This window comes from Cupriavidus pauculus (assembly GCF_002858765.1).
Taxonomy (GTDB): domain Bacteria; phylum Pseudomonadota; class Gammaproteobacteria; order Burkholderiales; family Burkholderiaceae; genus Cupriavidus; species Cupriavidus pauculus_B.
The window spans coordinates 311,288-325,563 of sequence record NZ_PJRP01000006.1; the positions used below are offsets into that span (position 1 = coordinate 311,288).

Below are 14,276 nucleotides of genomic sequence, written 5' to 3' on the forward strand. Positions count from 1 at the left end.
AGATGCGGTGCTGCCAGGCCAGTGCGAAGATCGGTGCGGCCAGCGACAGCGGCAGGAAGGCCATCAGCTTGCGGCCGATCATGTCGACCAGCGACAGCCCCATTTCATGCCACGGGTAGGCCTTGCCTTGCTGGCGGGCCTTGCGTGCCAGAAACGCGGCCTCGACCATTGACGCGGTCACGACAAAGCCGGTGACCAGGAGAGTGAGTTTGTGGAGTTGCATGATCGTCCCTTCGGTTTGGCGGTGACGCTTGACTTGGCAGTCGCGGCGTCGGTGAGCCAACTGTAGGGGGCGATCGGGAAGGGCGCCATGCGGGAAGTATGTCGCCTTATGTCATGGTGCGGAAAGCCTTGCCGGGAAACGGTTTGCGGGCGATCGTGATGATGGCCGGCCAGGCTCGGCGACACAAGTTGATGTGGCGGGCGCAGCGCATTTTTCGCCCCTGCCTTTCGACGTCGGCGATCTGTATGGCCGCTACATATGAAGGGCCCTGCCGGCGCCCATTCCCCGTGACATCCGACGAAATAATTGCTGCCTGGCGGTTGGCGCCAGCGTTTTCCATACTCTGGTCACCGCGCCGCCATGCACACCCCGCTGAAGTCAGGTGCGATCCCCAACCCCACAAAGGATGTCGACATGCAAACCACTTTCCAGACCATCGCCGCCCAGACCAAGCGCCTGACCATTGCCGCATTTGCCACTGGCGCGATGCTGGCCGCCGGCTATGCCAATGCTGGCGTGACCGGCCTGAACCAGCCTGGCCTGATGGACGCGGTGCACGCCGACGTCATTTACGTGCACGCCTTTCACGCCGACGCCGGACAGGTCAAGCTTGACGGCGGCATGATGCAGAAGGTGAAGGCGATGGCCGAGGGCAGCTCGGCCGCGAGCGAGCAGTCGGAAGCCGCCAGCGAGGCCCGCGAACAGGTGGCCAACGAAATCGTCCGTACGTTGCGGGCCAAGGGGCTGAACGCCGTCCGCTCGGATGCGCCGGTGCCGGCCAACGTCAACGCCGTGGTCATCGACGGCGATTTCCGCAAGATCGACGAAGGCAGCGGCCGCCGCCGTCTGCTGGTTGGCCTGGGTGCCGGCAAGAGCCAGGTGGTGACGCAGGTGCGGATTTCGTACCAGCCGGCCAACGGCGTGCCCGTGCCGCTGCAGAGCTTCAACGCCGATGCCAATAGCGGTCATATGCCGGGTATCGCCGAAACGGCTGGCGCCGGTGCGGTGGCCGGGCATGTGGCGATGGCTGCCGCCGCCGGCACGGGCGTGCATGGGGTGTCCGAGGTCAAGCACGACACCATCCACGCCGATGCCACGCGCCTTGGCGACGCGATCGGCCAGCAGGTAGCGGCCGCCAGCGAAGTGGAAGGTTGGATGGCGGTACAACCCGCCATCTGAGCAAACGGCATCAGCACTGTGCCGCCGGGACGGGGCCAGCCTTGTCTGCCAACGAATAAGCAATAGAATCAAGAGGCCGGGCGCACGCGCAGGTGGGCGCGCCCCGAAGGGCAGGCGGGAGACGGGAAATGGTGGCCATACGCGGCAAGCTGGTGGGATACGTGGCTGGAGTTGGCCTGATGCTGGGCGGCTGCGTGGCCTATCCGGGCTATGACATGGCCTATGGCAGCTATGCCGGCAGCTATCCCGGCAGCTATAGCGGCAACTACAGCAGCTACACCGGCACCGGTGACTCAGGCAGCTATCCGGTCAACGCCTACGGCACGTTCTACAGCGGATATCCGGCCTATCCGTATTACTACGGCAACTACTACGGGGGCTACTACGGCGGCTACCCCTACGGATATCCGTATGGCTACGCGGGCTGGCCGGTCTACAGCAGCATCTGGTTCGGCTACGGCTACGGCTGCTGCGGATATCGGGGTTACTACGGATACCGGGGCTACTACGGGTACCGCGGCTATGGCTACCGTGGCGGGTACGGCTATCACGGCGGCTATTACGGTGGGTATCACGGCTACGGCGGGGGCTATCGGGGATATGGTGGCTACGGCGGGGGCTACCGGGGATATGGCGGCGGCTATGGTGGTGGCTATCGGGGCTACGGCGGCGGATATGGCAGTGGTGGGTATAGCGGCGGATATAGCGGCGGCGGCTATGGAGGCGGATACAGCGGCGGTTCTCGCGGCGGTGGCCGGGGCGGCAGGGGCCGCTAGCTGGCGGCCCGCCTGGGGCAATGCGCAGTGTTGATGCGCGGTGTCAAGGCAACTGGCGCAACTGGCCGATGACCGACATCAGCCGGCCATGCGCCACCGTCACCGATGCCTCGTCCTGCAGCGCTTCCTGATAGCGCCGGCGAAACGACTGGTCGCCGTGCTCGCTGAACAGCTTCTGCGTGGCACCGGCCACGGCCCGGCAGGTTTCGTCGTGATGCTCGTCGCCGTCGAGTTCTTCATCGATCTCGATGATCAGGCGCGACAACGGATCGAGCCAGCGGAAGAAAGATTCTTCCGTCACCAGTTGCACGAACTGTCCTGCGGGAATCGGGCCATGCAGTCTTTCATACTGGCCACGGTCATAGCCGATGACCTCCTTGTGGACCTGGAGCAATGCCGCCCGCAAGGCACGCAGCCCCGAGCGGCGGGTTTCCTGGGTAGCAAGGAACTGTTCGCTGGGCATGCCCATCTCCACTTTTCCTGTTCATGGGGCAGGCCGTATCGACATGACCTTCGGTGGCGTCCTCCCGGGGCCACCCTTCACCCGCCCGTTGTTATCGGAAGCACACGTCCACGCTCGATGACATGCACGGTGTGCAAGTCAGTATAGGCAGCGGCATGGCCCCAATCTAGCGCGCCCGCCTAGCGAAATACCCGTATTGCGGCCCTGCGGCAACGGATGCCCGCCATGCCGGACGCGCCCTGCGGCGCGTGCCGGCACTGCAGTGCAGCGGTGCTTTCGCACGTTGCGAGGTTACTTCGCTGCGGGTAATCCCTGCAGCAGTTCCACCAGGTAAGGCTTCCAGACTTCAGGGTGCTGCAGCGTCTGGTGGCCGAACGTGTGTTCGCTTTCGGGCATCTCGACAAAGCGTGCGTGCGGCACCTTGGGCACGGTGCGCTGCATGACGCCAAGGTCCACCGCGTTGATCATGTCGTCGGCAAAGTTCACGGCGTACAGCGGCGCGCGGATCTTGCCCAGGTCGGGCTCGGGGTTGTAGTCCCACGACGACTCGAACCAGTACAGGTAGTCGTTGGCGTCGAGGGCGCGGCTATCGGCCACGGCCTTGTCGAAGTACTGGTTCACCTGGTCGCGCGTGGGCGCGGCCTTCTGCAGCGTGGCGGCGCTTTGCGTCATCAGCGCGAACACCGGCACCGCATTGGCCCAGCGCGTGGGCTGGCGGGTGTAGTTGCCGCCGTTCCAGTCCGGATCGTTGCGGATGGCCTCGATCAGCGTGCGGCGCCACAGCCAGTTGCGTCCGGACATGGCTACGGGCTGGCTGGCGATGGGCATCAGCGCGTCCATCATGTCGGGATGGCGTTCGCCCCAGATCCAGGTCTGCATGCCGCCCATCGACGTGCCCAGCACCAGCCGCAGGTGGTCCACCTTCAGGCCTTCGGTCAGCAGCCGGTAGTGGCCTTCCACCACGTCGGTGTAGCCATAGCGCGGAAAGCCGGCGCGCTGGCCGTCGCTGGGCTTGCTCGATCCGCCGCGGCCCAGGCCGTCCGGCATGATGATGTAGTAGCGCGATGCGTCCAGCGGCTGGCCCGGCGCGAACAGTTCCTTCTGCATCAGCGGCGTCAGGAACGCGCGGCCGGTGCCGGTGGTGCCGTGCAGCAGCAGTACGGCATTGTTGACCTTGCCGTCGGCGCCGTGCGTGGGCGTGCCCAGCGTGGCGTAGTGCAGCTTCACGGCTGGCAGTGTCTGACCGTTCTGGAAGCGGAAATCGCGCACTTCGACATCGCCTTCCTTGACCTGCTGCGTGGGTTGCGCGGGTTGCGCATGGGCCAGGCTCCATCCCAGCGCCATCGTGGCGGCCAGCATTTTCACCGCCACTGCTGCCTTCTCGTGCATCGTTGTCTCCCTTGGTGTTGTATGAGCACGGGCGATCATACTGCAACGGTGGCTATGTCGAAGTGAGCCGCATCCGGGCCAGCAGCGGCAGGTGGTCCGAGGCCAGCCGGGCCAGTGGCGAACGATGGCTGGACACCGCCACCAGGTGGGCGCGTGGCGACGTCCAGATGCGGTCCAGCGCCAGGAACGGCAGCCGCGACGGAAACGTGGACACATGCGGCGTGCGCTCGAAGTAGGCGTGCAGCCAGCGCAGCGGGCGGCCCCACAGGAACCACTCGTTGACGTCGCCAAGCAGGATGGTGGGCTGCGCCGGCGCCTCGGCCAGCGCGGTCAGCAGGCGCCGTACCTGCCAGCGGCGTTCGCCCGGGCGCAGGCCCAGGTGCGTGGCGATCACGCGCAGCGCGAACGTGCCGGATTCGATGGCATTGCATTCCAGCATCGCGTCGATGGCGCCGCGCGGCTCGCACCCCTTCACGCTCAGATCGATCTGGCGCACGCGCGCGGGCGGGTAGCGCGTCAGCAGCGCGTTGCCATAGTCCCCATCGTCACGCACCAGCGTCGGCCCGGGAATCGCGTGCATGCCGGTGTGCTGCGACAGGAACCGCAGCATGTCGAAACCCGTGCCGCGTGTTTCCACTTCCTGCAGGGCAATCATGTCGGCGCGCAGTTCGTTGATGACCTCGCAGATGCGCTTGGGCACGAAGTGCCCGTCGGTACCGACGCCACCATGGATGTTGTAGCTGGCCACCGCGATATCGGCATGCAGCGCGGCCGGCGGTGCGTGGCCTGGTGCGTGGCCCGGTGCGTGGTCGGGTTCGCGGGCGGTCATCGGGCACCCTCGCCGGACGGCGGGTGGCAGCATTGCGGCGGTTGCGGCCCGGCGCCGGCCCGCGCATGCCCATGGGCCGCCCGACTGCGCCGCTGGCGCCGGCGCCGCAACACCCACCACAGCGCGGCCGGTATCAGCAGTACAAGCGCCAGCAGCGCAAACGTCTGCGGGGCGGGATGGCGGGCGACGGCCGCGATACGGTCCACCAGCGACGCCGAGACGATGATCCCCGGCAGCATGCCGATGGCCGTGCCCAGCAGGCAGTCGCGCAACCGGATGTGCGACGCACCGACCACAAGGTTGACCAGCGTGAACGGCGCCACCGGCACCAGCCGCAGCGCCACCATGGCCAGCAGGCCGTGCTGGCTTACCCGCTGGCTCAGGCGGTTCAGGCGCCGCCCGCCAAAGCGCTGCACCGCGTTGCGTCCCAGCAGGTGTCCCACCGTGTAGCCGGCCGCCGTGCTCAGCACGGTGCCCGCCAGCGCAATCGCGCCGCCATAGAGCGGCCCGAATACCACCACGGTCGTCACGATCAGCACCGTCACCGGGAACAGCGCCAGCCCACCGGCCACGAATGCGCCAATCATCGCCAGGGGCGCCAGCGGCATGTCGTTCACGCGATGGATCAATGCCAGCACATGACGGAAGTCGGCCCATTCGCGCAAGGGCGTGTAGCGCCAGGCAAAGACCACGCCGGCCACCACCAGCACGAATGCCACCAGCAGGGCCACGCGGCTGCCCACATGCGCGCGCGCCTCATGGCCGACGAACTCGGTCATCACCTGTTCGGCGTCGATGGGCTCCATCGGGTCGAGCAGCGTGGCATCGGGCAGCGCGGCGTCCACGTCGTCGGGTACGGTGGGCACGAACGGCTGCAGCGTGCGTCCGTCTGGCCGATGCAGCGCGGCCAGCAAGGCGTTCAGGCGTGGATGCACGGCGCTGGCCTCGTGCAGGGCGTCGGGTGTCACGGCCAGGTGCTCGCACAGCAACCGGTCGCGCATGGCGCGGATGGCGCTGGCAGCGCGCGGATCGCCGCGGGACTCGATCACCAGGTTGCACTCGGTGTCGAGCCCGAACGACCGGTTGCTCAGGTTCGCGGAGCCGATGGTCAGCAGGCGGTCGTCCACGGCCATCACCTTGCTGTGTACGTTGACGCAGGCATCGCCCAGCCCGGGCACATGCGGGCAGTAAAGCTGGAAGCGACCATCCGGATCGGCCCGGCGCAGCCCACGATACAGGCGCGCCCGCAGCACGCCCATGCTGGCCTCTTCCAGCCAGCCGCTTTCGGTGCGGCGCGATACCAGGGCGATGTCCGGCGCGTCGGGTCCGCGCAACCGGGCGGCAAACGCGTCGGCGATCAGCCCGGAGCTGAAGTACTGGTTTTCGAGATAGATGCTGTCGCGGGCGGCGCCGATGGCGTCGGTGTAGAGCGTGCGGATCTCGCTGACGCCCGGCGCTTCGTCGCGGGCGGGAAACGTGCGGCAGATGCCCACCGGCACGTTGGTGATATCGGGCGCCACCTGCTCGGGCCACGGGTCCGTGGCTGATGCCGTTGAAGCTTCGGGCGGTACGCGCGGATGCCGTCCGGTCGCGCGCAGCCATCGGTCGGCTGCCAGTTCGCCCAGCGCGTGCGCGGCCGCGCCGTCGACCATGCACTGCACGTCGTGAAAGGGCGCGTAGGGCTTGCCATCGGGGTCTACGCGGCGTGGATCGTCGGGCAGGTGGTGGTGGGTATCCCAGCGGCGGATGGTCAGGTCCAGGCCGCCAACAAACGCCAGCCGATGATCGATCACCACCACCTTCTGGTGATGCGAGGCGCCCACCGGATGGTTGCCGTCCAGGCAGAACGACAACCGCCGGTGCGTTTGCCAGTGCGCTTTCGCGGCCGGCAGGAATTCGCGCTCCAGCGCAAACACCATCGCGTAGTCCCAGCTCAGCACGTACACGCGCAGGCTGCGGCGGCGCCGGCACAGGGCATTGAGGAAGTCGCGCAATTCGGCGGGCAGGCCGTCGGAAGGCGCTTCGCCGGAAAGGGGTTCGGGCTGCAGCCGCATGCGGCTGTCGATATCCCATCCAAGGATGAAGATGCTGTGCTCGGCCCGGGTCAGGGCCTGGCGCAGCGCCGGAAAGTACGCATCGGCATCGACGAGCATGGCCAGCCGCGTGCAGGGGGCCACGCGCCAGCAATTGTGGCCCGGGCGCAGCAGAGAGGAGTCGGCGTCGTTCGTCATGGCGAACGATAGGCTTCGCAAGTTTCGTACCGGCGCGCGCGGCGCACGCGACGTCGAGGGCCGGCGTGCTGGGCGCCCGACGTGCCTCGTGTGGCCCTTACTCGTCTTTGTAAAACTTGCGCGTCAGGCTGCGGCGGCCATGCGCCACGCCGCCGGCGGCATGCCGAAGCGGCGCGCGAAGGCGCGCGTGAACGTGGTCTGGTCCGGGTAGCCGACGCCGGACGCGATGTCGGCCAGCGACATCGTGCCGGCCATCAGCCACTGCACGGCCTGGTCCAGCCGCAGGCGCGTCTGATAGCCGTGGGGGGTGTCGCCGAACGCCTCGCAGAACAGCGTATGAAAGCGTCGAGGCCCCCAGCCGATGCGCGCGGCGAGCTGGTCCACCCGCAATGGCGTGGACAGGTGCGTGCGCAGGTAGTGGTCGATGGCGCCCACCGGAAAGCGCGCTGCATCGGCCTGCCGGTCGTCGAGGCCGAGCAGGGCGGACAGGCCGCCCGCCAGCGCCGCCGCCTGTTGCCAGGCATGCTGGGCCGGTACGGTGCCGGACGCCTCACGGGCAGTGGCCAGCCTGCGGACACGTGTGGCGAAGCCGGCGTCCATCGCAAACATGCGGGGCGTCGACATCAGCCGCGCGGGCAGTGCCACGGAGCTGGAGGGAAAATCGGCCACCAGTTGCAGGTTGTCGGTCAGCCCGCTGCACAGGTGGTGCATGCCGGCCGGAATGACCAGGCCATGCGTGCCATTGACCCGGTAGGCATGGCCGTCGATTTCCAGTTCGGTCTCGCCGTCCACGCCAAACAGCAACTGGTGATAGTCGTGCGCGTGGCCAAACGGCCGGTGCTGGTAGCGGCGCGGTTCGACCAGGGGCGAGGCGTGCTCAACGAGCTTCGGCATGGCGCGGCTTGCCCTGTGTCTGGCACAGCCAGACGCCCACCCCGGCGATGGCCATGCCCAGCCACTGCACGGGCCCGAGGCGGTCGCCGAACAGCAGCGCGGCCTGCACGGCGGCCAGCGGCGGCGCCAGGAACATCAACGCGGCGGCATTGGCGGCCTGGCCACGCCGCACCAGGCTCAGCAAGAGCCACGTACCCAGGCCGGACAGCACCACGGCGGCCCACGCCAGCGACATCCACAGCGTGGGGCCGCCTTCCCAGCGCAAGGCGCCGATGCCGCCGGACGCACTCACCACGACGCCGGCCACCAGCATCGCCCCGGCGTTCTGCCAGGCCGAACTGGCGCGGATATCCGCGCGGCTGATCGAGGTTTTCTGGAGGAGGGTTCCCATCGTGATCGAGACAATTGCCAGCACGCCCACCAGCACAATCCACGGGGAAACCGCGTGCGGCGCGCCGGCCTGCATGGCTGGCAAGACTACCAGACCCACGCCCAGCGCGCCCAGCCCCAGCCCGCGCCAGGTGCGCGAAGACGGTTGCTCGCCCAGCAGCGGGATGGCCAGCAGGGCGGTCAGCGGCGGCTGCAGGGCGCCCAGCAGGGCCATGATCGACGGCGACAGGCCATGCGCCACCGCACCGTATCCGGCGCACAGGTAGATGCCCTGCATCAGCGCGCCGGCCAGCAGATGGCGCGGCACCTGCGACAGCGGCGGCCATGCGGCGCGCCCGGCGGCAGCCACGGCGGCAAACATCAGCGTGGCCAGCGCAAAGCGCGCCAGCAGGAACAGGCTGGTGTCGGCCACCGGCACCACGGCCTTGCCGACGATGAAGCCGGTGGACCAGATCAGGACAAAGGCCATGGCGGGCAGCCAGGCGGGAACGGGGCGCGACATCTTGGGTATTGGGCAGGTTGCAGGCCCGGATCGTCGTCAAGCGCGATCGCGGGCGGATTTCCGGATAGTGCCCGGCAGACTAGCGCAGCGCGGCGGGGCTGTCTTGGCAAATCCTGCACTGGGCGTCCCAGGCGCCATGGTATGGTGGCGGCCCGCCGCGCCACCGCCTCCTGCCATGACTGATACCCCGCAGCAACGCCTGATCGACGATCTTGGCCTGATCCCGCACCCGGAGGGCGGCTTCTATCGCGAGACATTCCGCGACGCGGCCCGTGTGCGGCGCGTGCCCGACGGCGCCGAGCGCTCGGCTTCCACGGCGATCTACTACCTGCTGTGCGATACCGCGTTTTCGGCCTGGCATCGTATCCGCGCCGACGAGGGATGGCACTTCTACGCCGGCGATCCGATCCACGTGCATTGGCTGACGCCAGAGGGCAGGCTCGTCACGCATCGGCTTGGCAATCCGCTGGCGCAGCCCGGTACCGTATTCCAGGCGGTGGTGCCGGCTGGCTGCTGGTTTGCCGCCGAGCGCGTGCCAGCCACCGGACTTGCTGCGGCAAGCGCCGCCGGCTATGCGCTGGCCGGCTGCACCGTGGCCCCGGGCTTCGAGTTCAGCGAGTTCGAGCTGGCCGATGCCGCGCAACTGGCGGCGTCGCACCCGGCGTATGCCGAGGTGATCGCCCGGCTAGGCAGCCGCCCGCGCCACGGCTGAAGGGCTGAGGGTCCGAGGGGCCTACGCAGCCGTGTTCACCTGCGTGCGCAGGTAGTCGACCACACGCGCCACGCGCGGTGCCAGCGCCCATTCCGATCGGTGGATCAGCCAGACCTTGTCGATCACCGGCGCGTGACAGTCCAGCACCCGGATCTGGTCCTTCTGCACGAAGGCCTGCCGCGCATAGCGCGGGATCACGGTAAAGCCAAAGCCGCGCGCCACGGGTTCCAGCATCAGGCTCACCTGGTTGCTGAAGCCCCGGCAAGGCAGCGTATGCACGCCCGGATTGCCCGGGTAATGGCGGCTCAGCAGGCGGTTGGCCATGGTCTTGCCGTCGGGGTGGTCGACGAAACCGATACGCTGCAGATCGTCCCAGCCTTGCACCTGTTCCGCCGCGGGATAAACCAGTTCCAGCGGCTCTTCGCTGAACGGTGTCGCGATCAGCCGGGGGTCGTCGGGCTTGAGCGACACCATCCCCACGTCGAAGCGGTTCTGCAGCACGCCTTCCAGTACCTCGGCGTCGGGCGCGAAGCGGTGGCGGATGATCAGTCCCGGCGTCCTGGCCTGCAGGTCGAGCAGGCGCGGGTACAGGAACAGGCCGATGCTGCCGGGCGTGATCAGCCCGACCACGCCGCTTTCGCCATCGTCCACCAGCCGGGCGCGCAGGCGGTCGTTGGCCAGTTCCATGTCGGCGCAGTATTCCAGCAGCGCGCGGCCGGCCGGTGTCAGTTCCAGGGCGCGCGGGCGGCGGATCAGCAGCGGGCCCAGCGCGTCCTCCAGGTGGCGAATGTGCTGGCTGACGGCGGCCTGTGTCAGGCCAAGCTCGTCGGCCGCGCTGGTGAAGCTGCCGGCCTGCGCCAACATGGCGAACGAACGCAGCCATTGGGGGTTGAGCATAATGAACTCTTATTGAAGCGATAACGCGTAGACGGTTTTCATTATAGCGGGGCATGGCTAATATCGCTGCATTGCAACATGTAGAGATCACACATGACGACGCCTGCACTTTTCACCCCGTTCACGCTGAAGGACGTTACGCTCCGCAACCGCATCGCCGTACCGCCGATGTGCCAGTACAGCGCCATCGATGGCTTCACCAATGACTGGCACCTGTCCCATTACGCGGGGCTGGCCCGTGGCGGCGCCGGCCTGGTGATCGTCGAGGCGACGGCGGTGTCGCCGGAAGGCCGGATCACCCCGGGATGCACGGGTTTGTGGAATGACGAGCAGGCTGTCGGCATGGCGCGCATTGCCGAGGCCATCAAGGCGGGCGGTGCCGTTCCCGGCATCCAGATCGCCCATGCCGGCCGCAAGGCCAGCGCCAACCGTCCGTGGGAAGGCGACGACCATATTCCCGAAGGCGACGACCGTAGCTGGAAGACCCTCTCGCCGTCGGCCAAGCCGTTCGGCGCGCACCTGTCGAAGATGCCCGAAGCGATGACGCACGACGACATCGCCCGCGTGCAGGCCGATTTCGTGGCCGCCGCCAAGCGCGCGCTCGACGCCGGTTTTCAATGGCTGGAGCTGCACTTTGCGCACGGCTACCTGGCGCAGAGCTTCTTCTCGGTCCACGGTAACGCGCGTACCGACGAATATGGCAACGACGCCATCGGCCGTGGCCGCTTCCTGCTGGAAACGCTGGCCGCCGTGCGCGAGGTGTGGCCGCAAAACCTGCCGCTGACTGCCCGCTTTGGCGTGATCGAGTACGACGGCAACGACGAGCAGACGCTCAAGGAATCGATCGAACTGGTGCGCGCCATGCGCGAGGGCGGCCTGGACATGCTGAACGTCAGCGTTGGCTTTTCCACGCCCGACGCCAAGATCCCCTGGGGCTCGGCCTTCCTGGCGCCGATCGCCGAGCGCGTGCATCGCGAGGCTGGCCTGCCGGTGGCGTCGTCGTGGGGCATCGACGACCCCGTGGTGGCCAACCGCGTGGTCGAGGAAGGGCAGATGGACCTGGTGATGGTGGGCCGCGCCATGCTGTCGAACCCGCACTGGCCGTACCAGACCGCGATGAAGCTGGGCGTGGAGCGTCCGTCGTGGGTGCTGCCCGCGCCGTACGCCCACTGGCTGGAACGCTATCGCGTGCAGTCGGCTTGATCGGCTCGATCGACCTGATCGGCCGCAAGGGTGAATCGGGGGCGCTGGCCGGGTCAGAACGACCCGACCAGTGTCCCCAGCGCGATGACCGCCACCAGCGCCAGCAGCGGCCCGACGATGCCGACCATCACGATGCCGCCGTAGCTTTGCCTGTGCGTGGTGCCGCAGACGGCCAGCAGCGTGACCACGGCGCCGTTGTGCGGCGGTGTGTCGAGCGTACCGGCGCTCATCACGGCCACGCGGTGCAGCACGGCGGGATCGAGCCCGATTTCCAGTGCCCGCGCCAGGTAGGTGCCGCCCAGTGCATCGAGCGCGATGGTCAAGCCGCCCGAAGCCGATCCGGTCAGCGCGGACAGCACGTTGGTGGCCACCGCCAGCGACACCAGCGGGCCGCCTTCGATCGACAATACCCAGTCCCGTACCACCGCAAAGCCCGGCAGGGCCGCCACCACGGCGCCAAAGCCGACCAGGCTGGCCACACTGAGCACCGGCAAGGCTGCCGCGTGCGCGCCGGCGCCCATGGTTTCGCGCAGCGCGGTCAGGCGCCGCCAGTTCAGCAGTACCAGGCAAAGGATGGCCGCCGCCAGCGCCACGATCACCGACCACACCCCGCCCACCGCCTGCAACGTCGTGGCACCCCATTCGGGCAGCGCCAGGTAGTCCGCGTCAAGGCGCGGCAGCACGACCAGGCTCATGGTCAGGTTCACGGCAATCACCACGATCAGCGGCAGCAGCGCCACCAGCGGGCCGGGCGGCTCGGCACTGCGCCGCCCATGCCGCGCTTCGGCCGGATCGAACTCATGCGCGGTGCTGGCGCGCTCGCGGATCAACGGCCGCTCGGCCACCTCAGCCACCGCCGCCACCCCATCAACCCCATCGATCCCGGCGGACACCCCGTCGCCATAGCCTTCGCCCTTGCGGCGCGCAGCACCTTCGCAGCGCGCCAGCCACCACATGCCGAACGCCAGCATCACCAGGCTGGCGATGATGCCCAGCCCCGGCGCGGCGAACGGCGTGGTGCTGAAGAACGGCATCGGAATCGCGTTCTGGATGGCCGGTGTGCCGGGCAACGCCGACATCGTGAAGGTCGAGGTGCCCAGCACGATGGCCGCCGGCATCAGCCGGTGCGGGATGTCGGCCGCGCGAAACAGCGCATGGGCCATCGGCGCCAGTACGAAGAACGCCACGAACAGGCTGACGCCGCCATAGGTGAGCAGCGCGCCGGCCAGCACCACGGCCAGCATCGCGCGGCTGGGGCCGAGCGTGCGCGTCATCCAGCCGGCAATCGCGGTGACCGATCCGCTGTCGTCCATCAGCTTGCCGAACAGCGCGCCCAGCAGGAACAGCGGAAAGAACTGCGCCACGAAGCCCGCGGCCGTGCCCATGAAGGTCTGGGTCCAGTTGGCCAGCAACGGGTCGCCCGCCGTGGCGGCCGCCAGCAGCGCGGCGGCCGGGGCAATCAGCAGGATGCTCCAGCCACGGAACGCCATCCAGATCATCGCCGCCAGGGCGATGACGATGCCTAGCAAGCCCATGGCTCAGACCTCCTGCAGCAGTTCGTCCAGATCGAACGAAGACTGGTTGCCCAGCGCATCGCCGTGCATGGCCAGGAACTGCTCGGCCGCCGCGCGGCCTTCATCGCGCAGCATGCACAGGAACGGCCATTCGGCGTTCATCTTCGACGACGAACCGAATTCGGCCATGCGCTCGCTGGCTATGCGGTGGATGCGCATGTCGGCCCATTGGGCGCCTTCGGCATCGCCGGGGTCGGCCACGCGCTGCAGCACGGCGATCATGCGCAGTTCCTTGAGCAGGGCGGCGTTGAACGAAATCTCGTTGACCCGGCTCAGGATGTCGCGCGCCGTGCGGGGCACGCCGGCGCGCGCCACCGGGTTGATCTGCACGAGGATGGTGTCGCGCGACTGGCATTCGCGCACCAGCGGCGTGATGGTGGGGTTGCCGGCATAGCCGCCGTCCCAGTAGGGCACGCCGTCGATCTCCACGGCCTGGAACACGGTGGGCAGGCAGGCCGACGCCAGCAGCACGCTGGCCGTGACCTCGGTGTTCTTGAACACGCGCCCGCGCCCGGTTTCCACATTGGTGGCCGTGACAAACAGATGAATCGGCGCCTGGGCCAGCACATCGAAATCGATGGTGGCGTGCAGCACTTCGGCCAGCGGATTGCTGCCTGCCTTGTTCAGGTCATAGGGCGACCAGATACGCGCGGCCAGGTCGGCGGCGACAAACAGCGGGGAATTGTCGAGTGTCCAGCGCCCCAGGATGACATCGAGCGGGCTGCGCCGGAATGGGCTGAAACGGGCCGCGTCGGACACCCGCTGCCAGAACGACTCCAGCGCCCGGCGGGCACCGGCGGCGCCATCGAGCGCATGGCCGTAGACCAGCACGGCGGCATTCATCGCCCCGGCCGACGTACCCGATATGCCGTCGATATCGAGCCACGGCTCCTCCAGCAGCCGATCCAGCACGCCCCAGGTAAAGGCGCCATGGGCACCGCCGCCCTGCAGCGCCAGATCGATCAGCAGCGGCTCGCGCGCCGCGGCGGTCTTGCCTTCCTCGTTCATCCGACG

The 14,276-nt window shown here is 68.1% G+C and carries 13 protein-coding genes and 1 pseudogene; 4 read left to right on the top strand and 10 right to left on the bottom strand.

The features are described 5' to 3' along the window. A pseudogene (locus tag CYJ10_RS15730) lies at window positions 1-223 on the bottom strand (sterol desaturase family protein); the annotation flags it as partial. 414 nt (window positions 224-637) lie between these two features. Here CYJ10_RS15730 and CYJ10_RS15735 point away from each other — a divergent pair. Together CYJ10_RS15735 and CYJ10_RS15740 are read left to right on the top strand one after the other, a co-directional pair. After that, window positions 638-1,402, top strand: coding sequence for a DUF4410 domain-containing protein (locus tag CYJ10_RS15735; protein WP_101682468.1), 765 nt, complete (start codon window positions 638-640; stop codon window positions 1,400-1,402). 128 nt (window positions 1,403-1,530) lie between these two features. Continuing rightward, the gene (locus CYJ10_RS15740) at window positions 1,531-2,178 is read left to right on the top strand and encodes a hypothetical protein (protein ID WP_180862944.1); all 648 of its coding nucleotides are present in this window, start codon (window positions 1,531-1,533) and stop codon (window positions 2,176-2,178) included. A gap of 43 nt (window positions 2,179-2,221) precedes the next feature. Here the strand turns inward: CYJ10_RS15740 and CYJ10_RS15745 are convergent, their stop codons facing one another. From CYJ10_RS15745 to CYJ10_RS15770, 6 genes are all read right to left on the bottom strand, one after another. After that, the gene (locus tag CYJ10_RS15745) at window positions 2,222-2,647 is read right to left on the bottom strand and encodes a hypothetical protein (protein ID WP_101682404.1); all 426 of its coding nucleotides are present in this window, start codon (window positions 2,645-2,647) and stop codon (window positions 2,222-2,224) included. Window positions 2,648-2,932: 285 nt separating this feature from the next. Further along, a complete protein-coding gene (locus CYJ10_RS15750) occupies window positions 2,933-4,030 on the bottom strand; it encodes an alpha/beta fold hydrolase (protein ID WP_101682405.1) in 1,098 nt (365 codons plus the stop codon). A 52-nt stretch (window positions 4,031-4,082) separates the two neighbouring features. Beyond that, entirely contained in the window at window positions 4,083-4,859 is a 777-nt protein-coding gene (locus CYJ10_RS15755) for an endonuclease/exonuclease/phosphatase family protein (RefSeq protein WP_101682406.1), read from the bottom strand. Continuing rightward, complete coding sequence (locus CYJ10_RS15760) at window positions 4,856-7,090, bottom strand: VTT domain-containing protein (protein WP_180862946.1); 2,235 nt, start codon at window positions 7,088-7,090, stop codon at window positions 4,856-4,858. Before CYJ10_RS15760 ends, CYJ10_RS15755 begins: the two co-directional genes overlap by 4 nt. A gap of 123 nt (window positions 7,091-7,213) precedes the next feature. Next, window positions 7,214-7,984, bottom strand: coding sequence for a helix-turn-helix transcriptional regulator (locus CYJ10_RS15765; RefSeq protein ID WP_101682407.1), 771 nt, complete (start codon window positions 7,982-7,984; stop codon window positions 7,214-7,216). Further along, entirely contained in the window at window positions 7,968-8,876 is a 909-nt protein-coding gene (locus CYJ10_RS15770; protein ID WP_101682408.1) for a DMT family transporter, read from the bottom strand. The genes CYJ10_RS15765 and CYJ10_RS15770 overlap by 17 nt, the downstream gene beginning before the upstream one ends. Window positions 8,877-9,051: 175 nt before the next feature. On the opposite strand from CYJ10_RS15770, the gene CYJ10_RS15775 reads away from it, so the two are divergent. After that, window positions 9,052-9,588 (top strand): cupin domain-containing protein, encoded by a 537-nt coding sequence (locus CYJ10_RS15775; RefSeq protein WP_101682409.1) that lies wholly within the window; start codon window positions 9,052-9,054, stop codon window positions 9,586-9,588. A 21-nt stretch (window positions 9,589-9,609) separates the two neighbouring features. On the opposite strand, the gene CYJ10_RS15780 is transcribed toward CYJ10_RS15775, so the two are convergent. Beyond that, a complete protein-coding gene (locus CYJ10_RS15780; protein ID WP_101682410.1) occupies window positions 9,610-10,485 on the bottom strand; it encodes a LysR family transcriptional regulator in 876 nt (291 codons plus the stop codon). A 93-nt stretch (window positions 10,486-10,578) separates the two neighbouring features. Between CYJ10_RS15780 and CYJ10_RS15785 the strand changes: the two genes are divergently transcribed. Further along, window positions 10,579-11,688, top strand: a complete 1,110-nt coding sequence (locus CYJ10_RS15785) for an NADH:flavin oxidoreductase/NADH oxidase (protein ID WP_101682411.1) — start codon at window positions 10,579-10,581, stop codon at window positions 11,686-11,688. A 53-nt stretch (window positions 11,689-11,741) separates the two neighbouring features. Here the strand turns inward: CYJ10_RS15785 and CYJ10_RS15790 are convergent, their stop codons facing one another. After that, window positions 11,742-13,223 carry a GntP family permease gene (locus CYJ10_RS15790; RefSeq protein WP_101682412.1) on the bottom strand — a complete coding sequence of 494 codons (1,482 nt, stop codon included), beginning with the start codon at window positions 13,221-13,223 and terminating at the stop codon, window positions 11,742-11,744. A gap of 3 nt (window positions 13,224-13,226) precedes the next feature. Then, window positions 13,227-14,270: a patatin-like phospholipase family protein gene (locus CYJ10_RS15795; protein ID WP_101682413.1), complete on the bottom strand. Its 1,044-nt coding sequence runs from the start codon at window positions 14,268-14,270 to the stop codon at window positions 13,227-13,229. Between the last annotated feature and the right edge of the window lie 6 nt (window positions 14,271-14,276).

Excerpts from the sequence above, each read along its gene's own strand:
- CYJ10_RS15755 (WP_101682406.1), bottom strand. The coding sequence starts at position 4,859 with ATGACCGCCCGCGAACCCGACCACGCACCGGGCCACGCACCAGGCCAC.
- CYJ10_RS15775 (WP_101682409.1), top strand. The coding sequence starts at position 9,052 with ATGACTGATACCCCGCAGCAACGCCTGATCGACGATCTTGGCCTGATC.
- CYJ10_RS15785 (WP_101682411.1), top strand. The coding sequence starts at position 10,579 with ATGACGACGCCTGCACTTTTCACCCCGTTCACGCTGAAGGACGTTACG.
- CYJ10_RS15735 (WP_101682468.1), top strand. The coding sequence starts at position 638 with ATGCAAACCACTTTCCAGACCATCGCCGCCCAGACCAAGCGCCTGACC.
- CYJ10_RS15745 (WP_101682404.1), bottom strand. The coding sequence starts at position 2,647 with ATGGGCATGCCCAGCGAACAGTTCCTTGCTACCCAGGAAACCCGCCGC.
- CYJ10_RS15780 (WP_101682410.1), bottom strand. The coding sequence starts at position 10,485 with ATGCTCAACCCCCAATGGCTGCGTTCGTTCGCCATGTTGGCGCAGGCC.
- CYJ10_RS15770 (WP_101682408.1), bottom strand. The coding sequence starts at position 8,876 with ATGTCGCGCCCCGTTCCCGCCTGGCTGCCCGCCATGGCCTTTGTCCTG.
- CYJ10_RS15765 (WP_101682407.1), bottom strand. The coding sequence starts at position 7,984 with ATGCCGAAGCTCGTTGAGCACGCCTCGCCCCTGGTCGAACCGCGCCGC.
- CYJ10_RS15760 (WP_180862946.1), bottom strand. The coding sequence starts at position 7,090 with ATGACGAACGACGCCGACTCCTCTCTGCTGCGCCCGGGCCACAATTGC.
- CYJ10_RS15740 (WP_180862944.1), top strand. The coding sequence starts at position 1,531 with ATGGTGGCCATACGCGGCAAGCTGGTGGGATACGTGGCTGGAGTTGGC.
- CYJ10_RS15790 (WP_101682412.1), bottom strand. The coding sequence starts at position 13,223 with ATGGGCTTGCTAGGCATCGTCATCGCCCTGGCGGCGATGATCTGGATG.
- CYJ10_RS15795 (WP_101682413.1), bottom strand. The coding sequence starts at position 14,270 with ATGAACGAGGAAGGCAAGACCGCCGCGGCGCGCGAGCCGCTGCTGATC.
- CYJ10_RS15750 (WP_101682405.1), bottom strand. The coding sequence starts at position 4,030 with ATGCACGAGAAGGCAGCAGTGGCGGTGAAAATGCTGGCCGCCACGATG.